The organism is Bacillus sp. ISO11 (genome assembly GCF_003458115.1).
Lineage (GTDB): Bacteria > Bacillota > Bacilli > Bacillales > Bacillaceae_G > Bacillus_A > Bacillus_A cereus.
The window spans coordinates 50,876-69,608 of sequence record NZ_QXCO01000002.1 but is presented as its reverse complement, the minus strand read 5'-3'; the positions used below and the strand labels follow the sequence as shown (position 1 = coordinate 69,608).

Genomic DNA, 18,733 nt, shown 5'->3' with positions numbered 1-18,733 from the left:
TATATGAGCAATTCCACAAATATATCAGCGATTCCGCAACTTATATCGGCGATTCCCCAAATTTATCAGCGATTCTGCAACTTATATCGGCGATTTTCCAAATTTATCGACTTACCGACAAGAAGCGACAAATATCTGCTCCATGTAACTTTCCATTGCTTTTTTGTTGCTTTATTTACCTTAGTACCTTTATATTTTATATTGTTGAATATTTAAAAAAGGGTAAGGGGAAAACAAATGAGAAAAAAAGTCATGATGTCTTTAATGTTAATGACGTTTCTTTCTGCGGTAGAAGGAACGATTGTTAGTACAGCAATCCCTCGTATAACGAGTGATTTGTCAGGCGTCGAACTTGTTAGTTGGGTATATGCAATTTATATGCTTGCAACAGCTGTTTCGACTCCAATATACGGAAAGCTCGCTGATTTATTTGGCCGTAAAAAAGTTTTACTGATCGGAGCTACAATCTTTTTAGTCGGTTCTGCACTTTGCGGAGTCGTTACATCGATGGAACAATTAATCTTTTTCCGCGCGCTTCAAGGTATCGGTGCTGGTGCTGTTATGCCAATCACAATGACGATTATTGGAGACTTATATAGCGAAGCGAAAGACCGCGCGAAAGCACAAGGTTGGATGAGTGCCGTTTGGGGTGTATCCGGTGTTATCGGACCGTTAGTAGGTGGATTTTTAGTTGATTCCCTTTCTTGGCGCTATATTTTCTTCCTAAACGTTCCATTCGGAATTATCGCTTGCTTAATGATTGCAATTTACTACAAAGAATCTATTAAACCTGCTAAGCATCATATCGATTATCTTGGTGCAACAGTCTTCTCATTAAGTACAATCGCTCTACTATATGCATTATTAACAGGTAGCAGTAAGCAAAACTGGGGAGACATGACAATTATCGGCCTATTAATCTTTGCCGCTATTTCATTTATTATTTTCTTATTCATCGAGAAAAAATCTCCAGAACCATTAATTCCGCTAGCACTTTTCTCTAACCGTACATTATCTACGATAAATATATTAACTCTTATTGCTGGCGCAATGATTATTAGTATTACAATGTACCTTCCAATTTGGAGCCAAGGTGTATTAGGGAAAAATGCTACAGAAGCTGGACTTATTTTAATGCCAATCCCTGTTATGTGGACATTTGGCGCTATTTTCTCTGGTAACTTAGTAGGCAAATTAAAAACGAAACAAATCATTTTACTTGGAGCTAGCATTTTATCAGTCGCTACGTTCTTATTATTTACACTATCAACAAATTCACCATCGTTCCTTATTTATGTAGCAGTCGGATTATTCGGCTTAGGAATGGGGCTTGTGACACCGATTTACATGGTAACAATTCAAGCAGCCGTACCAGCTCATACACGCGGAACAGCCGTTGGTTTAAACACATTTATTAATACATTCAGTCAAACGTTAGGTGCTGCAATCTTTGGAACAATCTTTAATACGATGATTCATGCACGCGGCATTAAAAACCTTGATCTTGTATCTGGTGGACACGGCGGGACTACAGCAAGTGTAGCCACTGAATCACAATCCGCATTAGCTGCAAGTGTACACGTTATTTATATGAGCACTTTCGTATTAGCAGTATGTACATTAATTATCGGTTGGCTTTTATTAAAGCCAGCTACACAAACAAGTGAGCAACAATAAAAAGGATGACCATTTTGGTCATCCTTTTTTTATTCTTCATTCTCCACAATATGTTTCAGCATGGATAATTTATTATCCCAAAAACGTTCATAATATGAGAGCCACTGTTGTAATTCTTCTAATGGTTCTGGATGCAAACGATATATCTTCTCTCTTCCGCTTTTTCTTCCACTTACTAAATTCGCTTCCGAAAGAATATGAAGGTGCTTTACAACCGCAGTACGACTCATCGGAAAATGATCCGTTATTTTGGAAATCGGTAACTCTTTGTCACTTAATAACCGTATTACTTCTCGGCGGGTTGGATCAGCAATTGCTTGAAATACATCATATTTCGCTGCTGACGAGGACACTTAGCCTTCGACAACCTTTTTCAGTTTTTCATTTACAATTGCTACCCAACCACCGCTCATTCTATCGCGAATAATAGAGCTCTTCGCATTTGCTTTCGGAAGAATTTCATCAGGATGTTTCCAGCCGCCGTGAATTAACGTAAATTCTGTTTTGTTATCTCCTAAGTCTTTCAAATTAAATGAAACAACCCAGCCATCTGTATCCCATGAGAAAGATAAATGGTTTGGCTCATCAATTTCTAACACTTTACATGGTGATGGCCCAAATGGTGATTGCACATGAAATTCATGTCCTACCTCTAATACAAAATCATTTGGCATAAACCATGACGCAATCCCTTCTGCAGTTGATACTACACTCCATACCTTTTGAATAGACGCGTTAAAAACGATTGTTTGTTTAATATCATTTAATGTATTTTGTTGTTCCATTTTCATTCTCCTTTACTCGGCGTTATAACATAACACCTTTTGGTTATACTTCGATAATATAACACCTTTTAGTTTCGTGTCAACGCTAATTCTTTTACTGTTGAGAAATTCTCAACATTTTTTCAACAGGACAAACACCCTCTTAGCATTTCCTCATAATATACTCACAAAGGCAATACAAAATAAAAACTTCTCTCAACATGAAACTCCATCATTTATCTTGAGAGAAGCGCCTTACTTATATCATGCGTACTTCGTCTCTCCTCCTTCCCTCAAGGGACAATACGCGAGATATGACAAATCAGAAGGAATATGCCCACCATTTGAGTAGGTAGTTATTTCTCTTCTCCTCAACATTTCCTCAGGAGCGAAATGACTACCGACTCACTTTTTTCAAACAAAAATAAAAAGGGGATGAAAGCTATGTTCTATTGCATTAACTGCTCTGATATTCATCATGAAAAACATCCGAATGATAAAGTATTCAAAAACGGTTTTTATATTGATCCATTTTTAGGTGATCGTTATCACCTTGGTATGTGTAAAGATGCCCAAAATCATGAAACAGGGGAGCCTCTTTTAACGACAAAGAAATTAGGCACACCCCAATCTATTATGAACGTATTACCGACACATGTTGTCCCAACATAAAACATAAAAAAGAGCTGGGTGAGCCAGCTCTTTTTTATGCTTTATAAACGATCATTGCTGAAAAACAATAAATTTGGTTTTCATCGTCGTTAATGGAAACACCAACTTGATACTTAATATCTACAAAGTTGCTATCATCAATCTTTTTCAAAAACACATTCACAGCGTCTTCTAAGTCTTTTTCGTGACTTTCATCAAAAACTTTCACACGAATCATGTTAACACCATCCTAGATCGCAGCCCTCCGCCGCTTGATTATTGCCACGGTGCGTATCTATGATGCGATAAAACTTTCCATTCTCATATATATATCCGTCTTCTAACACATATTTTTTATCTTCAGTATAGACATAAAACTTACCTATCATAAATTTACTCGTATATAATTCCAAATAATTTGGTCTAAATTTAGCTACAACTTTATTTGTAATATCAATTTTTATTGTGCGCCCCACCTTCTCTCCCTCCTTTGCAAAGAACGGATTTAGGTATATTGTATTAGCGCTTTTACATTTTATGCTTAAAAATAAGTGGATATGCCTTCTTTCTCACCTGTACTATTTTTCTAAAAAAATCACTATAAAGTGAAACTTTAATCAGCGGAGGGGTTTATTCATCCTCCACTGATTATCAGCCCGCCCCCCCACCTAACTTCTTTGCTTTCGCTGAATTTTGAGGTGGGGGTCTTATTGCCCGTTAATGCGGGATAAATAAGTTCAAAAAAAACATAAAAAAAAGCACTTCACCTTATTGACTCTAATATAAATGTTATGTTATTATATAAAATTTGACATTTTTACATGCGTATGCTATCATTAAAAGTGGTTACCACATATGGAGGTGGATGATTTGTTTCAAATTGGTGATAAAATCGTTTATCCAATGCACGGTGCAGGAATTATCGAAGCAATTGAAGAGAAAGAAATATTAGGTACTTCACGTCAATATTGTGTGATACGCATCATTAGTAAAGATATGCAAGTAATGCTTCCGATGGAACAATTAAAAAAATCAGGTATTCGTTATATCGTTGATCGAGGTACGTTAGATGATATACTTCTTGAATTTCAAAACGGGGAGTCAGACCCATCACTCTCATGGAAACAAAGATATACAATGAATATGGAAAAAATGAAAAATGGCAATTTACAAGATAGCGCAGAAGTGGTTCGGGATTTACTTCGCCGTAATAAAGAGAGAACATTAAATGCGAGCGAAAAACAAATGCTAGATAATGCACGAAAAATGATGATCAGCGAAGTCGCGCTCGTACAAAATGTTACTGAACATCAAGCAACAGAATTTCTTCAAGATACAATTAATCATTAATTTTAAAATAGCCGAACGCTATTTTTTTTGTAAAAAAGGACAAAGAGATAAAACTCTTTGTCCTTTTCATATTACCCACGCCCAGCTTGAAACGATGGGTATAAAGTCATTCCACCATCTGCAAATAACGTAATTCCAGTTACGTAACTCGCCTCTGATGAAGCAAGCCAAGTTGCTACTGCTGCGATTTCTTCAGGTTTTCCAATATAGCCCATAGGTATCATACTTTCTACGTCAGCACGTTTTTTAGGATCAGCAAACTTTTCGGCATTAATTGGCGTATTAATTGCACCTGGCCCAATATTATTTACTCGAATACCTTTTGGCGCATATTCTAACGCTAGCGTTTCTGTCATCAGTTTAATGCCACCCTTACTTGCTGCATAGTGCACAAATAGTGGCCACGGAATTTTCTCATGAACACTAGACATATTAATGACAGACCCTTTAATATCATGTTCTACAAAATATTTAATCGCTTCACGACTTCCTAAAAAAGCACCTGTTAAATTTGTATTAATTACCCTATTCCAATCTTCAAGCGGCATTTCATGCGACGGTACCGCGTTTTCTATCCCTGCATTATTAATCATAACGTCAAGCGTACCAAACTCTTTCACAGCAGATTGAATGAGATTCACAACATCTGATTCGACGGTTACATCACCTTTTACAGCAATCGCTTCGCCGCCTACCTTTTTAATTTCTTCTAACACATCATTCGCTTCTGATTCTCGTGAGCGATAATTAATAACCACTTTCGCTTTTTCCTTAGCAAACCTCACTCCCATCGCTCTTCCGAGACCAGTTGCTGATCCTGTAATAACGACAACTTTCCCTGCTAAATCACTATACATTTCCATACCTCCTTTAACTTTTGGCTATACCTAACATAATTCCGGCTGCGATAATAAAAACGATACCGACAACGATACCCGTTAATTGACGTTTCGTTTTCTTTTCACCTAATATAAGGATCCCACCAAGCGTGGAAATAATAATTCCCATTTGCGATAGCGAGAAACTTGTTGCGACTCCAACACGCGGCTGTGAAATGAATAAAAACATATTTCCAGCTGCCCAAATTAATCCTGGAATAATATTGCGAATTGCATATTTATTAAATGGATGATGTTTAAAGGTAAGCAAAATCCCACCTAACACCATACCAACTGCTTGTGGCAACAAAGCCGACCAGCCATCTACGTTAAATAACCTAATTACTACTACGTAAACTAAATAACCGACTGTTGAAATTAATAAAATTACGATACCTCTTTTAAAGTTTGCTGCTTGCTCTGCATTCTTTTCTTCTTCACTTTGAAGCGATGTTAAAATAACACCGATAATAATACAAACGAGCGCTAAAACCCCAAGAACGACCGATATTGTCGTGGACCATTCATGAAATACGATAACGCCAAATAAAGTCGTCGCGACTAATTGAAGTCCTGTTGAAATTGGCATCGTCCTCGAAACACCCATTAAATCAATACTTTTCAATTGATTCGCCTGACCAAGCGCCCAAAATAAACCTGACACAACTCCAACTCCGATAACGGTAGGTGTTAATACTGGCTTCATAAAAATATAAACAACAATTGAAAAAATAAGTGCTCCAAATGTTGTTCCGAGCGTTTGACTATACGGGCCCCCGCCCAGTTTTACGTTAAATAGCACAATACTTCCCCAAAATATAGCTGGTAAAATCGCTAAAAATATATCCATCACTCATTACCTTTCTTTACTAAATGCCATAGATTATCACTCTAAGTCGTTAGAGTGAGCTTTTATTTTTTCTTTTTCCCGTTCACAAACTTTTTCTGCAATAGCGTCAGAAACATTCTTTTCTCGCTCCACTTTCTTTATCTTTACGTGATCTAAATGATCTTCCAAAGTAAGCGTAACTTTATCGTTCGGCGGATTATGCGCTCCTTGAAATGTAAGAAATTGTAGCTTCAATTCGTATCTAGGAACAAATTCATCTTTCTTGCCGAGACGCTTTATATCTATAACTGAAGCACATTCATATTGATCTTCTGTCACTTGTCTAATAACTGAATAGTACCTATTTGATAATGCACTCTCTAAAAGCTGTTCTCTTGATTCTTTCGCGAAAGAATCGCTTGGAGAAGAGAAAAAGGCCACACATAGCATTGTGATAACTACACATATTTTTTTCATAGTTCCCTCCTTGTTCTATAGATTAGTGTTCTCAAAACTGCCATAAAAAAACGACTTTCCCTATGTAGGAAAGTCGTTTTAATAAATCCAATATTAACCACCGCTCACTGGTGGAATTAGTGCAACAACATCACCAGATTGGACCCTGTCATCTTCATTTGCGTATTCTTCATTAATCGCAACCATAATTGGCTCTGAAACTGGTACATTATATTCGTTCGCAACAACATCTTTTAACTGTGCAACCGTAATATTTTCTTTCTCTATTTGTAATTCACTTGTCCCGGCTTCTTCTTGCAAGTGCGCAAATAACAATACTCTAATCATACTTATAGCTCCTTCCCAGGCTCTCCCGCCGGATATGGTGTTTTTTCTAATTGATCACCAATCCATGAGTCACCATCTTCCCAAAACTCCTTTTTCCAAATCGGAACAATTTGTTTTATGCGTTCCATAATATATTCGTTCGCTTCATAAGCCGCTTTACGGTGTGGTGTTGAAACAGCAACAACAACCGCTATATCAGAAATTTGCAACGTACCGATGCGATGTGTAATCGCAACATATGTACCTGGCCATTTCTCTTTCACTTCCAAGCCAATTTTCTCTAGCATCTTTTCTGCCATCGTCTTATAAGCAACATACTCTAAGTATAATGTACGACGCCCTTTCGTAAACTCTCTAACCGTTCCAATAAATGTTGTAACAGCACCGCATTCACGTCGAATTACTTTCTTCGTTACTTCTTCAATTGAGATTTCTGTATCAATTACTTCATAATATGTATTTATCATTTCGCACTCCTAACCGTTTGTAAAAACCAGTCTATGTACAACTCTTCTTCTGTTATATGAAATATTTTATATTCTTCTCGTATATTTGCCGGAACATCATACCACGTAATAACCGCCACTATATTTTCTACTTTATGTAAAAGCTCAATGTCTTCCGCAGAACGAAGTAACACTACTTTCGAGTAATTCTCTTTTTTATAGCCTTCTATTAAAATTGTATCCACTTCAAAAAACTCATATAAGCGAATAATTTCTTGCAAGGACCATTTCTTTCTTAGTGAAGAAAGTGAAAGCAATCCAGCACCTTCTACACTACTTACGACAGCACCAGCTTTGCGGTGTCTTTCGCTATCTTTTTGCGCTACTTCTGGAAAGCCTCCGTGCCCGTGATGTTTAATTGTAGCAACTTTCATTTTTCGTTCAGCTAATGCATGCACCACTTTCTCAACAAGTGTTGTTTTCCCGCTATTTTGATATCCTACTATTTGTAAGATTGAAGGGGCTTTGCCCATGGCCAATCACATCCCTCAGAGTGCTCTAACAATAATACGGATACTTTCATTCCGGTCTCAAATCCTCTCGTTCCTCCAGGTAACACGATAAAAGCATTCGCATCTGCAAGTGAAGATACCGCACTCGATTTATCTAAACCAACTGGCATCGCTTGTAACGCCCCGTCCACAATTGTTACGTTCGCTCTTACGAAACGAGTAAATGGATTTGGCTTTGGAAAATCTTTTTGTAAAATAGCATCCGCTCTATATACGTGAGGTTCCTTCGCATACAAATACGTTTTTATAATTGGATGCACAAATAATTCAAAGCCTACATAACAAGCAGACGGATTTCCTGATAAACCAAAGAGTAACTTTCCATCAACTTCAGCTACTGTCGTTACACTTCCGGGCCTCATGGCTATCTTATTAAAGAGTACATTTGCCTGTAACCTTTCATAAATAGCTGGTAAGTAGTCATAATCTCCTACTGATACACCGCCTGTTGTAATTAAAATGTCGACCTCATCCACCGCTGATTGAACAGCTGTAAAACATGCATCTAACTCATCCGCGAGTTGACCATAATAACGAACTTTCCCGCCAGCTTTCATAATTTGAGCTGCGATCATATACGAGTTACTATTTCTAATTTTCCCCGGTTCTAACGGTTCATGTACTTCTAATAATTCACTTCCTGTCGTTACAATACCGACAACAGGCTGTTTTACAACTTTCACAGTGCTATATCCAAACGTTGCTAATAAGGCGGCAACACCTGGATTAATGGCAACGCCTTTCTGAACGAGAACTTGATTTTGTTTTATATCTTCTCCTTTAAATGACACATTGTCACCGTTATTAAAAGGGCGTTTTAACTTCATATATGTTTTCCCGTTCTTCTCAAACCCTTCTGTCAGCTCTAGCATTACGACTGCATTGCAATCTTGTGGAATAGCTGCTCCTGTCATAATACGAACCACCTGAAAAGATCCTACTTCTTCTGTAAAAACAGAACCTGCCCCGATTTCTCCTATTACTTCAAATTCAACTGGATTCTCTTGAGTTGCTTCTTTCGTATCTTCTGCTCGAATGGCGAAACCATCGTAAGGGGAACGATCAAAATGAGGAACGTCATGATCTGAGACAACATCTTCCCCGAGAATTCTCCCGTAACTTTCCGTAATAGAAATTTCTTCTACTTCACCATGCTTTGCATATTTCATTACCCGTTCTACTGCCTCAGCAACTTGAATTGGAATTCGTTTTTCTACCATCGTTTCTCACCTCATATTTGCAATTTTTTTTATCTCGATTAAACTTTATATATTCAATAGAAATTACTTCAAGGAGGAATTCCATGTCTTCATTTACACACTTTAATGACCAAGGACGCGCGAAGATGGTTGATATAAGTGACAAAAAAGCAACCGTTCGAACAGCAATTGCGTGCTCTAGCATTGTCGTTACGAAAGAAATTTACGATAAAATCTCTCACAATGAAATTGGGAAAGGTGACGTATTAGCAGTTGCGCAAATCGCAGGCATTATGGCTGCGAAACGAACTTCTGATATTATCCCAATGTGCCATCCTTTACTATTAAAAGGTGTTGACGTTTCTTTCGATTGGAAACAATCAGAAGAACAATATCGTTTACTCATTGAAGTAAAAGTTAAAACAGAAGGTAGCACCGGTGTTGAAATGGAAGCTTTAACAGCTGCTTCGGCTACCGCTCTTACTGTGTATGATATGTGTAAAGCTGTCGATAAAGGTATGATTATCGGCGAAACGTACTTACTTGAAAAAACAGGCGGAAAAAGTGGAGATTATACGAGAAATTCATAATCCTTTCTCCGTTGAACCTAAAGGATTCCCTTTAGGTTCAACCTATATATCTTGCATATAAACTTTTCGCTACATTTATATCATTCGTCCCATGAATGAAAGCTCTGCCATCTGTAAATAAAACAAAACGATATTCTTCTACCGGAAACGACAATAAATAAGGTGTCGCCTTTATCTCTACGCTTCTTTGTAAGCGCTTTTTAATTTCTTCCAAATTAAAATTCTTCCGCACACCTGGACGAATTTGCACTGTATTTCGCCCACATAACACTTCTGTTTTCGTTTGTGCTTCAAATGTTAAACTCGGATATGTACGTAACCTTCCGCAAGATAAACAAGTATCTTTTTTCTGCCTATTCACTTTAAATGCCATCTGTTGATTATTCCAAAGATCAAATGATAACATCGTTTCACGAAGCGCTCCGTAGTCTTCTACTAATATTTTCAGCGCTTCCGTAGTTTGATGCGCAACTACTAATTGTACTGCCGGTTGTATAATACCAGCTGTGTCACATGTTGCTCCGCTCGCCGGATGCTCCATTAAACAGCGAAAACACGGTGTTTTCCCTGGTAAAATTGTATACGTTACTCCGTAGCTTCCAACGCACCCACCATATATCCACGGAATATTATACTTTTGTGAAATATCATTAATGAGAAGACGCGTTTCAAAATTATCTGTCGCATCTAATATTAAATCTACATCATTCACTAATTCTTCCATTTCTTGCACCGTTACATCTGTCACAACCGGATTTATTTCCACTTCAGAATTAATCGCTCTTAAATGCTCTGCTGCCGCTACCGCCTTCGGTTTATACTGCTTTGCATCTTCTTCTGTATATAGTTGTTGTCTTTGTAAATTACTCCATTCTACATAATCACGATCAGCAATCGTTACTTTTCCAACACCCGCTCTAACAATCGCTTCTGCATTTGCCGCACCGAGAGCACCAGCACCAATAATAAGCACATGCTTCTCTCTTATTTTTCTCTGTCCTTCTTCTCCAACACCAGAAAATAATATTTGTCTTGAATATCGCTCCTGCATGCGATACCCCCCTTTCTTATCCTCCTATATAAGACATTTCGATTTTTGGACGATTTTTTGCACTTTCTTCTGTTCGTTCATCCGAATACCTATCTTTTCTATTCATCCATACATCTTGTATAACACTTAATAACTCCTCATCCGAAAGATTTCCTCTAAGAAGTTCTCTTACATCCAAACCCTCTGTCGCAAATAAGCACGTATAAAACTTTCCATCTGCCGAAATTCTCGCCCTCGTACAAGAGACACAAAATGACTCAGAAACAGATGTAATAAAACCAACTTCAACATTTGTTCCAACGTACCGATATCGCTTCGCAACTTCACCAAAGTAATGCGCTTCAGCTGGCTCAAGCGGATACACCTTATGAATCATCTCAATCAATTCTCGTTTTGTAACGACTTGATCAAAATTCCACCCATTTGTACTACCAACATCCATAAACTCAATAAACCGAAGCGTGATTCCTTGCTCTTTAAAATACGCAGCCATCGGTAGTACTTGATGATCGTTCATCCCTTTTTTCACAACCATATTTACCTTTACTTCCAAGCCCGCCTCTTTAGCTGCTATAATTCCCTTAATTACCGGTTTCGTATTAATATTTCGACCATTAATATTCTTAAATATGTCATCATCTATCGCATCTAAACTAACATTCACTCTATGTAATCCAGCTTCTTTTAATGCCTTCGCTTGTTTCGTTAAATGAATAGCATTTGTCGTTAACCCTATATCTATTAGCCCATCAATTTTCACAAGACGTGCAATAAGTTTTGTTAAATCTTTACGAAGCAGTGGCTCACCGCCAGTAAGTCTAATTTTCCGTACACCGATGCTAACAAATAATTTTGCCAAACGCTCAATTTCATCAAAAGTTAGTAAAAACTCGTCTTTCAAAAAAGCATATTCTGGCCCAAATATTTCCGCTGGCATACAATATGTACATCTAAAATTGCAACGATCAATGACAGATATACGTAAATCTTGAAGTGGGCGTCCAAAAAAATCTTTAACCATCTCCTGCATCGCCACCCTCCCTTTCTGCCAAATTTCTTTCTTTTCATTCTATTATAATATATTTTCGAACTGCGATGTTTTTGCTCAAGTGAATAAAGTGAAACTTTAAATAATTAGAGGGGATTCACTCCCCCTGGTTAACGAGGTTTACTTACAAATACAAAGATAAAAAAACCTTGAAACATAAAAGCTTCAAGGTTCTCTGCTTATTAACTTAATCTAATAATAGTCAGGGTAGCCCCTGGCGTTGCTGTAGATAATGTAGCTATTGCAACTACTCCAAATAACTGTAAGCTAACAGCAGCTCCAGCAGGCAAGTTAGCAATTATTGTTGCACTAAATGAACCAGTAGCAACTGTCGGAGCATTTATCGTTCCCGCAAGCGGACTGCCATTTACAGTTATACGAGAACTTACAAGTAATCCTGCCGTTAGATTAATTGTATAAGCTATATAATAATTCCCTGCATTCGCAACTGTAAATACAGTATTTCCTCCACTAACAGTAATTCCTGGACCAATATTTTGATTGTTCGGTAATGGTACATTCGTGCCACCTAATAAAACAGAAATAGCGGTTCCTGATGTATTATTCGCAAATGCATATGTTGCAGTTGTACTAACTCCAGTCGCCCCGGTCGCTCCAGTGGCTCCAGCTCCGGTTGGACCTGTATCTCCAGTTGGGCCTTGTGAACCGGTTGCTCCTGTAGCCCCCGTTGGACCTTGGATTCCTTGCGGGCCTTGAATTCCTTGTGGGCCTTGAATTCCTTGGAGACCTGTCGCTCCGGTTGCTCCTGTAGCTCCCGTTGGACCTTGAATTCCTTGGAGACCTGTCGCTCCGGTTGCTCCTGTAGCTCCCGTTGGACCTTGAATTCCTTGCGGGCCTTGAATTCCTTGGGGACCTGTCGCTCCGGTTGCTCCTGTAGCTCCCGTTGGACCTTGAATTCCTTGCGGGCCTTGAATTCCTTGTGGACCTTGAATCCCTTGTGGACCTGTCGCTCCGGTTGCTCCTGTAGCTCCCGTTGGACCTTGAATTCCTTGCGGGCCTTGAATTCCTTGCGGGCCTTGTGGGCCGGTCGGACCTATGTCACCTTGTGGACCTTGGATTCCCTGTGGGCCTTGTGCTCCTGTTGCTCCTGTCGCTCCTTGGATTCCTTGAGGACCTTGTGGACCTTGAATTCCTTGCGGGCCGGTTGGACCTATGTCGCCTTGTGGGCCTTGAATTCCTTGGGGACCTTGTGCTCCGGTTGCCCCCGTTACTCCTTGGATTCCTTGAGGACCTTGAATACCCTGTGGACCGGTTGGACCTATCTCTCCTTGAACACCTTGGATTCCTTGCGGGCCCTGTAAACCCGTCACTCCGGTTGCTCCCGTTGCTCCTGTCGCTCCTGTCACTCCAGTTGAGCCTGTCGCCCCGTTATCTCCTGTTACTCCTGTCGCACCTGTTGCTCCTGTCGGGCCAGGTGGTCCACCTGATGGACCTGTCACTCCTGTCGGACCTGATGGCCCCGTTGGGCCGGTCGGTCCTGCTGGTCCTCCTGACGGACCAGTCACCCCTGTTGGACCGGTTACTCCTGTTGGACCGGTAGTTCCTTCTCCCGTCGCTCCGGTTGCCCCCGTATCTCCTGTTGCTCCCGTCGGACCTTGTATCCCTTGAATTCCTTGTGGGCCTTGCACTCCTTGTGCACCTGTTGCTCCTTGAATCCCTTGAATTCCTTGCACTCCCTGTGTCCCCATCGGACCGGTTGGACCAATCACCCCTTGTATACCTTGCACTCCTTGGGGGCCCTCTGGACCCGTTGCTCCTATTTCCCCTTGTATCCCTTGAATTCCAGTTGCTCCTTGTGCTCCAGTTGCTCCCGTTATCCCTTGCACACCTTGGATTCCCTGTATTCCTTGTGGACCTTGTGGGCCTGTTGCTCCTACCGGTCCTTGAATGCCTTGTATCCCCTGAGGACCCTCTGGACCCGTTGCTCCAACTGGCCCTTGAACACCTTGTATTCCTTGCGGGCCCTGAAGTCCTTCTGGGCCTTCTGGACCTGTTGGACCTATTTCTCCTTGTATCCCTTGGATTCCAGTTGGACCTTGTGGCCCAGTCGGACCTATGTCACCTTGCGGACCTTGGATTCCCTGTGGACCTTGTGCTCCTGTTCCCCCTGTCGCTCCTTGGATTCCTTGAGAACCTTGTGGGCCTTGAATTCCTTGTGGGCCGGTTGGACCTATGTCGCCTTGTGGGCCTTGAATCCCTTGCGGACCTTGATCTCCAGTGGCCCCCGTTACTCCTTGAATTCCTTGGGGACCTTGAACACCTTGGGGACCCGTCGGACCTATCTCTCCCTGCACACCTTGGATTCCTTGCGGACCTTGCAAACCCGTCACTCCGGTTGCTCCCGTTTCTCCTGTCGCTCCTGTCACTCCAGTTGAGCCTGTCGCCCCAGTATCTCCTGTTACTCCTGTCGCCCCGGTTACTCCTGTCGGGCCAGGTGGTCCACCAGATGGACCTGTTACTCCCGCCGGACCTGATGGCCCCGTTGGGCCGGTCGGTCCTGCTGGTCCTCCAGATGGTCCTGTTACCCCTGTTGGACCGGTTACTCCTGTTGGACCTGTAGTGCCTTCCCCTGTCGCCCCAGTTGCTCCCGTATCTCCTGTTGCCCCCGTCGGACCTTGGATTCCTTGAATTCCCTGTGGACCTTGCACTCCTTGTGCGCCCGTCGCTCCTTGAATTCCTTGTACTCCTTGCACACCTTGGGGACCCATCGGACCTGTTGGACCAATCTCCCCTTGAGCACCTTGCACTCCTTGGGGACCCTCTGGACCCGTTGCTCCTATTTCCCCTTGTATCCCTTGAATTCCAGTTGCTCCTTGTACTCCAGTTGTTCCCGTTATCCCTTGCACACCTTGTATTCCCTGTATTCCTTGTGGACCTTGTGGACCTGTTGCTCCTACCGGTCCTTGAATACCTTGTATCCCCTGAGGACCCTCTGGACCCGTCGCTCCAACTGGACCTGGCACACCTTGAATTCCTTGCGGCCCCTGAAGTCCCTCTGGGCCTTCTGGACCTGTTGGTCCTATATCACCCATCGGACCTTGTATCCCTTGAACTCCCTGTGGCCCTGTTGCTCCTGATGGCCCTGGTACTCCTTGTATTCCTTGTGGACCTTGATCTCCTGTTGCCCCTGTTGCCCCTTGAGGCCCTATAGCCCCCTGTATACCTTGTGGACCTTGATCTCCTGTTGCTCCCGTTGCCCCTTGAATACCTTGAACTCCTTGTATTCCTTGTTCACCAGTTACTCCCGTCGGACCAGGAATACCTTGAATACCCTGCGGACCTTCTGGACCTGTTGGCCCAATTGGCCCTTGAATCCCTTGGATTCCTTGCAAGCCCTGTGCTCCCGTGCTTCCAGTCGGACCTGTACTTCCCGTTGCTCCTGTTACCCCTGTACTTCCTGTAGCTCCAGTATTCCCAGTTGCTCCAGTCGCACCTGTACTTCCACTCGGTCCACCGCCCGGACCTGTCGCACCAGTCGGCCCCGTCGGACCAGGAGGTCCTCCAGATGGTCCAGTTATCCCAGTTGGACCTGTTATTCCAGTCGGGCCTGTTATCCCCTGACCAGTTGCTCCGGTTGCACCTGTATTTCCACTCGGTCCTTGTGTTCCTTGTATCCCTTGTGCTCCTTGTATTCCTTGTGGACCAGTTACACCCGGTAACCCTTGGACGCCTTGTATTCCTTGAGGTCCCTCAGGTCCCGTCGCTCCAATTGGCCCCTGTAATCCCTGTATCCCTTGTATACCTTGTGCCCCAGTCGCTCCCGTTGGACCAATCGGACCTTGTAACCCTTGCACCCCTTGAGATCCTGTCGCTCCAGTTTCTCCTTGTGGTCCTCTCAATCCTTGTGGGCCCTGCTGTCCTTCTGGTCCAGTTGCACCTATTGGCCCAACTGATCCTTGTATCCCTTGCACACCTTGAGGTCCTGTCGGGCCCATCTCCCCCATCGGACCTTGTAATCCTCTTGGTCCTTGAGGTCCTGTTGGGCCTTGTGGACCGGTTGGACCAGTAATCCCTATACCTGTAAACCCAGTTGGAACAGGGGGGAAAGTAGGCCCAATAAGTTCGGGTGGAATTCTAAAATTAGAGCTTAACGAATTTTGCTTCCGATTATTATCACGATTCTTCACACTTTCACCACCTACAAACCATCTTTTTCATAATAAATAAGCCTCTTCTTAATCTATTTACAAAAATAATTTCCAAGACTATTTTTATTTTAAATAATAAAAACTCCCTTAATTTCTTAAGGGAGTCCTGCAATTGAATCCATATTATCTGTATTAGGGACAGCTTGCGCTATACTCGATGTATTTACATTTTGCCCCATATTTGCTCCTGTTACAGTACCAGCAGGAGTGCCCCTTGTATACGTCGTCGTCACCGAATCTCCCGGCTGTAAACAAAGCTTCGTCTCCGTCCCTATTACTGTAACAACATCAATCCAAGTACACCCCATTGAACCACTATATGATTTCGAAGCAGTAAATGAAGTGTCACTCAAATTATCACCGGTAAATATATTTCCAGTGTTATTCACAATAACAAACTCTTTTATATGAGCAGGCATAATTACACTCTACCTTTCCTCTATGAACCTAACGTACGTGTACTCGTTGCCAAAGGCGGAAGAAATACTGATGTTCTAATGACCGCTTCTGGCTGCCTTTTTCCATTAAAAAAAATAGCCGCACTTGATCCTCCAGCACCTGCATATACTTTTGCTACAGCTAAAGGTGAGAGATCATAACAGTCACCGACATTAACAGCTCCTGTATTATTAATAATTTTTACTTTACGCAAATTAATCCCCATTTACCCCTCCTCCTTTTTTATACTGTATGCAAAAGAAAAAAACTTGAAACAGACTCGTTTCAAGTTTTTTTCAATTAACTATTTCGTTTCACCTTCATATTGAAGCATACCGCCAACCATGTTCACTGTTTTAAACCCTTGTTCATTTAAATAATGACATACATTTTCACTGCGCATTCCTGAACGACAAATAAAGATATATTCATTCTCTTTATTAAAGAAATCTACTTTATGTGGGATATCGCCCATTTTAATATGTACAGCTTCTGGAATTTTTCCTGCCGCTACTTCTTCATCTTCTCTTACATCTACTAAAAATAACGTTTCTCCATTTTCTAAACGCTCTTGCACCTCTTCTGTAGTAATTGTTTTAACTTCTGTCATATGTAGTTCCTCCTTATATACAATAAAACCTTTAGTTTCTTTTTCACAAACATTCTCTACCAATTTTAGCATGCAAAAGAAAGAACGCAAAGAATCGAAAAGCTATTTCTCAATTTTCTCGTAAAACTTATTCTTTACAAACATAACTAGCACATTGTATCCTCAATATACTTGTTTTATGAAAGGAGTCGATTAAAATGACGCTTTTTCTTTTCATTATAGGCATTGTGTTCTTACTCGCTGCAATTATTGTACTTAGTATGAAAAATAATAAAAAGATAAAATCGCCACAAGAAATGTCATTCTTATTTCTATTGCTTAGCATAGCGTTTTTCGGTATAGCAATTGCTACATATATTTTCCGTCTACAAATCATGTGAAAAAAGGTGCCTACTTCAAACACTGCACCTTTTCCCCATCATTTTCCTTCTACACAAAACTAGATACTTTCCGATTCAAAAATTCATAAACTTTCTTTTCGAATAAATGAATATCCAATGCTCCTGCCATATGCCCATTTATACTTTCTATCTCATATACTTCCGCATATTTTCCTTGTTTTTGCAAAATATCAACCATTTTATAATTATAACGAGACGGCTGAAGCAAATCTTGTTTACACGGAATCATAAGTACATTCGCTTCTATGTTAGAAAGAGATTCTTCTAGTGAAGAAAACCCATGTGCAATATCATGCAATAAAACTGCCTTCGCAGTATATATCCATGAATTTGCATCTACTAACTCCATACTTCTATATGTCGCTTTATTTATTTCTTTTTCAAATGATGTTAGTGTAGCAAACTTTTCATAAGGTTCTATCTCTATACTATTACGAGGAAATGCCATTTCATAAAAATGCTCATCAAACGCGTTCATAAACATCATTCTATTTGCTAAATGAAGCCCCTTTATCGGCTGCTGTTCTCCATATTTCCCCTCTTTCCAACTTGGATCCAGTTGAATTGCTTCAATCGCATTTTGCGCTACGTTTACTGACGTAATAATTGGATTTTGTGGGTTCGTAATAACGCCAATCATCCGCTCTACCATATGTGGATAGTGAACCGCCCATTGTTGTGCAATCATCCCCCCCGCCGACGGTCCGATTACAGCGTGTAACCTTGAAATTCCCATACCTTTTATTAACTCATATTGCACACAAGCTACATCAAGAAATGTAAAAATCGGAAAATCCATAGCATATTCTTCTCCAGTTTCTGGATTAATTGATTTCGGTCCTGTTGTAATTACATATGGATTCCTCACCTGCACATTACAAAGATTATCCGTACATATAACAAAATACTTATTTGTATCAATTGCTTTTCCAGGTCCAATTAGCCCATCCCACCAACCAGACTCCTCATCATGCACTGTATATTTTCCTGCCGCATGACTTGTTGCACTAAAATAATGACAAACCAAAATCACATTTGACCTTTCTCTATTTAAAGTGCCATATGTCTCGTATCCCATTTGAACAGGAATTTCTCTGCCATTTTCAAACGTAAACCCTTTTAAAACAAACTTCTCCTTTTTTACAATTTGCACAGACTCTCCCTCTCCCCGTTATAGTATGAACTGCTTACTAAAGTTTTTTTTCTATGCAAACTAATCTCCTTCTTCTTTTCATAAATAAATGAATAATATACAA

Annotated in this window: 23 protein-coding genes; 5 read left to right on the top strand and 18 right to left on the bottom strand. The window is 40.8% G+C overall.

Annotated elements, in window-relative coordinates; genetic code table 11:
• Positions 1 to 237 precede the first annotated feature (237 nt).
• On the top strand, positions 238 to 1,677 hold the full coding sequence (locus tag D1166_RS02280; RefSeq protein WP_001228022.1) for an MDR family MFS transporter: 1,440 nt from the start codon (positions 238 to 240) through the stop codon (positions 1,675 to 1,677).
• Positions 1,678 to 1,706: 29 nt separating this feature from the next.
• Here the strand turns inward: D1166_RS02280 and D1166_RS02275 are convergent, their stop codons facing one another.
• A complete protein-coding gene (locus tag D1166_RS02275; protein ID WP_000098837.1) occupies positions 1,707 to 2,030 on the bottom strand; it encodes an ArsR/SmtB family transcription factor in 324 nt (107 codons plus the stop codon).
• Positions 2,031 to 2,462: an SRPBCC family protein gene (locus D1166_RS02270; RefSeq protein ID WP_000437769.1), complete on the bottom strand. Its 432-nt coding sequence runs from the start codon at positions 2,460 to 2,462 to the stop codon at positions 2,031 to 2,033.
• Between the two features lie 423 nt (positions 2,463 to 2,885).
• Between D1166_RS02270 and D1166_RS02265 the strand changes: the two genes are divergently transcribed.
• A complete protein-coding gene (locus D1166_RS02265; protein ID WP_000498988.1) occupies positions 2,886 to 3,113 on the top strand; it encodes a DUF3973 domain-containing protein in 228 nt (75 codons plus the stop codon).
• Positions 3,114 to 3,147: 34 nt separating this feature from the next.
• On the opposite strand, the gene D1166_RS02260 is transcribed toward D1166_RS02265, so the two are convergent.
• Both D1166_RS02260 and D1166_RS02255 read right to left on the bottom strand, forming a co-directional pair.
• Positions 3,148 to 3,330 (bottom strand): sporulation protein Cse60, encoded by a 183-nt coding sequence (locus tag D1166_RS02260; RefSeq protein WP_000621751.1) that lies wholly within the window; start codon positions 3,328 to 3,330, stop codon positions 3,148 to 3,150.
• Between the two features lies 1 nt (position 3,331).
• On the bottom strand, positions 3,332 to 3,568 hold the full coding sequence (locus tag D1166_RS02255) for a DUF2553 family protein (protein WP_000533804.1): 237 nt from the start codon (positions 3,566 to 3,568) through the stop codon (positions 3,332 to 3,334).
• Between the two features lie 379 nt (positions 3,569 to 3,947).
• On the opposite strand from D1166_RS02255, the gene D1166_RS02250 reads away from it, so the two are divergent.
• A complete protein-coding gene (locus D1166_RS02250) occupies positions 3,948 to 4,442 on the top strand; it encodes a CarD family transcriptional regulator (protein WP_000451446.1) in 495 nt (164 codons plus the stop codon).
• A gap of 71 nt (positions 4,443 to 4,513) precedes the next feature.
• Here the strand turns inward: D1166_RS02250 and D1166_RS02245 are convergent, their stop codons facing one another.
• The 7 genes from D1166_RS02245 to moeA all read right to left on the bottom strand — a co-directional run bounded on the left by D1166_RS02245 (position 4,514) and on the right by moeA (position 9,191).
• Positions 4,514 to 5,299, bottom strand: a complete 786-nt coding sequence (locus D1166_RS02245; RefSeq protein WP_000286673.1) for a glucose 1-dehydrogenase — start codon at positions 5,297 to 5,299, stop codon at positions 4,514 to 4,516.
• A gap of 13 nt (positions 5,300 to 5,312) precedes the next feature.
• Complete coding sequence (gene glcU / locus D1166_RS02240; protein WP_000350867.1) at positions 5,313 to 6,170, bottom strand: glucose uptake protein GlcU; 858 nt, start codon at positions 6,168 to 6,170, stop codon at positions 5,313 to 5,315.
• A 36-nt stretch (positions 6,171 to 6,206) separates the two neighbouring features.
• Positions 6,207 to 6,626 (bottom strand): DUF3888 domain-containing protein, encoded by a 420-nt coding sequence (locus D1166_RS02235; RefSeq protein ID WP_000717677.1) that lies wholly within the window; start codon positions 6,624 to 6,626, stop codon positions 6,207 to 6,209.
• 93 nt (positions 6,627 to 6,719) lie between these two features.
• Positions 6,720 to 6,953: a molybdopterin converting factor subunit 1 gene (moaD, locus tag D1166_RS02230; RefSeq protein ID WP_000621778.1), complete on the bottom strand. Its 234-nt coding sequence runs from the start codon at positions 6,951 to 6,953 to the stop codon at positions 6,720 to 6,722.
• A 2-nt stretch (positions 6,954 to 6,955) separates the two neighbouring features.
• Positions 6,956 to 7,420 carry a molybdopterin synthase catalytic subunit MoaE gene (gene moaE / locus D1166_RS02225; protein WP_000611226.1) on the bottom strand — a complete coding sequence of 155 codons (465 nt, stop codon included), beginning with the start codon at positions 7,418 to 7,420 and terminating at the stop codon, positions 6,956 to 6,958.
• Complete coding sequence (mobB, locus tag D1166_RS02220; RefSeq protein WP_097797505.1) at positions 7,417 to 7,932, bottom strand: molybdopterin-guanine dinucleotide biosynthesis protein B; 516 nt, start codon at positions 7,930 to 7,932, stop codon at positions 7,417 to 7,419. The genes moaE and mobB overlap by 4 nt, the downstream gene beginning before the upstream one ends.
• On the bottom strand, positions 7,902 to 9,191 hold the full coding sequence (gene moeA / locus D1166_RS02215; protein WP_000229698.1) for a molybdopterin molybdotransferase MoeA: 1,290 nt from the start codon (positions 9,189 to 9,191) through the stop codon (positions 7,902 to 7,904). Before moeA ends, mobB begins: the two co-directional genes overlap by 31 nt.
• A gap of 83 nt (positions 9,192 to 9,274) precedes the next feature.
• Between moeA and moaC the strand changes: the two genes are divergently transcribed.
• Complete coding sequence (gene moaC, locus D1166_RS02210; protein WP_000094146.1) at positions 9,275 to 9,760, top strand: cyclic pyranopterin monophosphate synthase MoaC; 486 nt, start codon at positions 9,275 to 9,277, stop codon at positions 9,758 to 9,760.
• A 37-nt stretch (positions 9,761 to 9,797) separates the two neighbouring features.
• Here moaC and D1166_RS02205 read toward each other — a convergent pair whose 3' ends face one another.
• From D1166_RS02205 to D1166_RS02175, 6 genes are all read right to left on the bottom strand, one after another.
• Positions 9,798 to 10,811 carry a molybdopterin-synthase adenylyltransferase MoeB gene (locus tag D1166_RS02205; protein WP_001158103.1) on the bottom strand — a complete coding sequence of 338 codons (1,014 nt, stop codon included), beginning with the start codon at positions 10,809 to 10,811 and terminating at the stop codon, positions 9,798 to 9,800.
• A gap of 16 nt (positions 10,812 to 10,827) precedes the next feature.
• On the bottom strand, positions 10,828 to 11,841 hold the full coding sequence (gene moaA / locus D1166_RS02200) for a GTP 3',8-cyclase MoaA (protein ID WP_001157117.1): 1,014 nt from the start codon (positions 11,839 to 11,841) through the stop codon (positions 10,828 to 10,830).
• Positions 11,842 to 12,041: 200 nt separating this feature from the next.
• Complete coding sequence (locus D1166_RS02190; protein ID WP_118043238.1) at positions 12,042 to 16,007, bottom strand: BclA-related collagen-like exosporium protein; 3,966 nt, start codon at positions 16,005 to 16,007, stop codon at positions 12,042 to 12,044.
• A 116-nt stretch (positions 16,008 to 16,123) separates the two neighbouring features.
• Positions 16,124 to 16,447 carry a hypothetical protein gene (locus D1166_RS02185; protein WP_001110848.1) on the bottom strand — a complete coding sequence of 108 codons (324 nt, stop codon included), beginning with the start codon at positions 16,445 to 16,447 and terminating at the stop codon, positions 16,124 to 16,126.
• Positions 16,448 to 16,467: 20 nt separating this feature from the next.
• Entirely contained in the window at positions 16,468 to 16,692 is a 225-nt protein-coding gene (locus tag D1166_RS02180; RefSeq protein ID WP_097862833.1) for a spore germination protein, read from the bottom strand.
• A gap of 78 nt (positions 16,693 to 16,770) precedes the next feature.
• A complete protein-coding gene (locus D1166_RS02175; protein ID WP_000141207.1) occupies positions 16,771 to 17,076 on the bottom strand; it encodes a rhodanese-like domain-containing protein in 306 nt (101 codons plus the stop codon).
• Positions 17,077 to 17,273: 197 nt separating this feature from the next.
• Here D1166_RS02175 and D1166_RS02170 point away from each other — a divergent pair, with 197 nt between their 5' ends.
• A complete protein-coding gene (locus D1166_RS02170; protein WP_000171881.1) occupies positions 17,274 to 17,456 on the top strand; it encodes a hypothetical protein in 183 nt (60 codons plus the stop codon).
• Between the two features lie 49 nt (positions 17,457 to 17,505).
• On the opposite strand, the gene D1166_RS02165 is transcribed toward D1166_RS02170, so the two are convergent.
• On the bottom strand, positions 17,506 to 18,630 hold the full coding sequence (locus D1166_RS02165) for a homoserine O-acetyltransferase family protein (protein WP_001167634.1): 1,125 nt from the start codon (positions 18,628 to 18,630) through the stop codon (positions 17,506 to 17,508).
• Between the last annotated feature and the right edge of the window lie 103 nt (positions 18,631 to 18,733).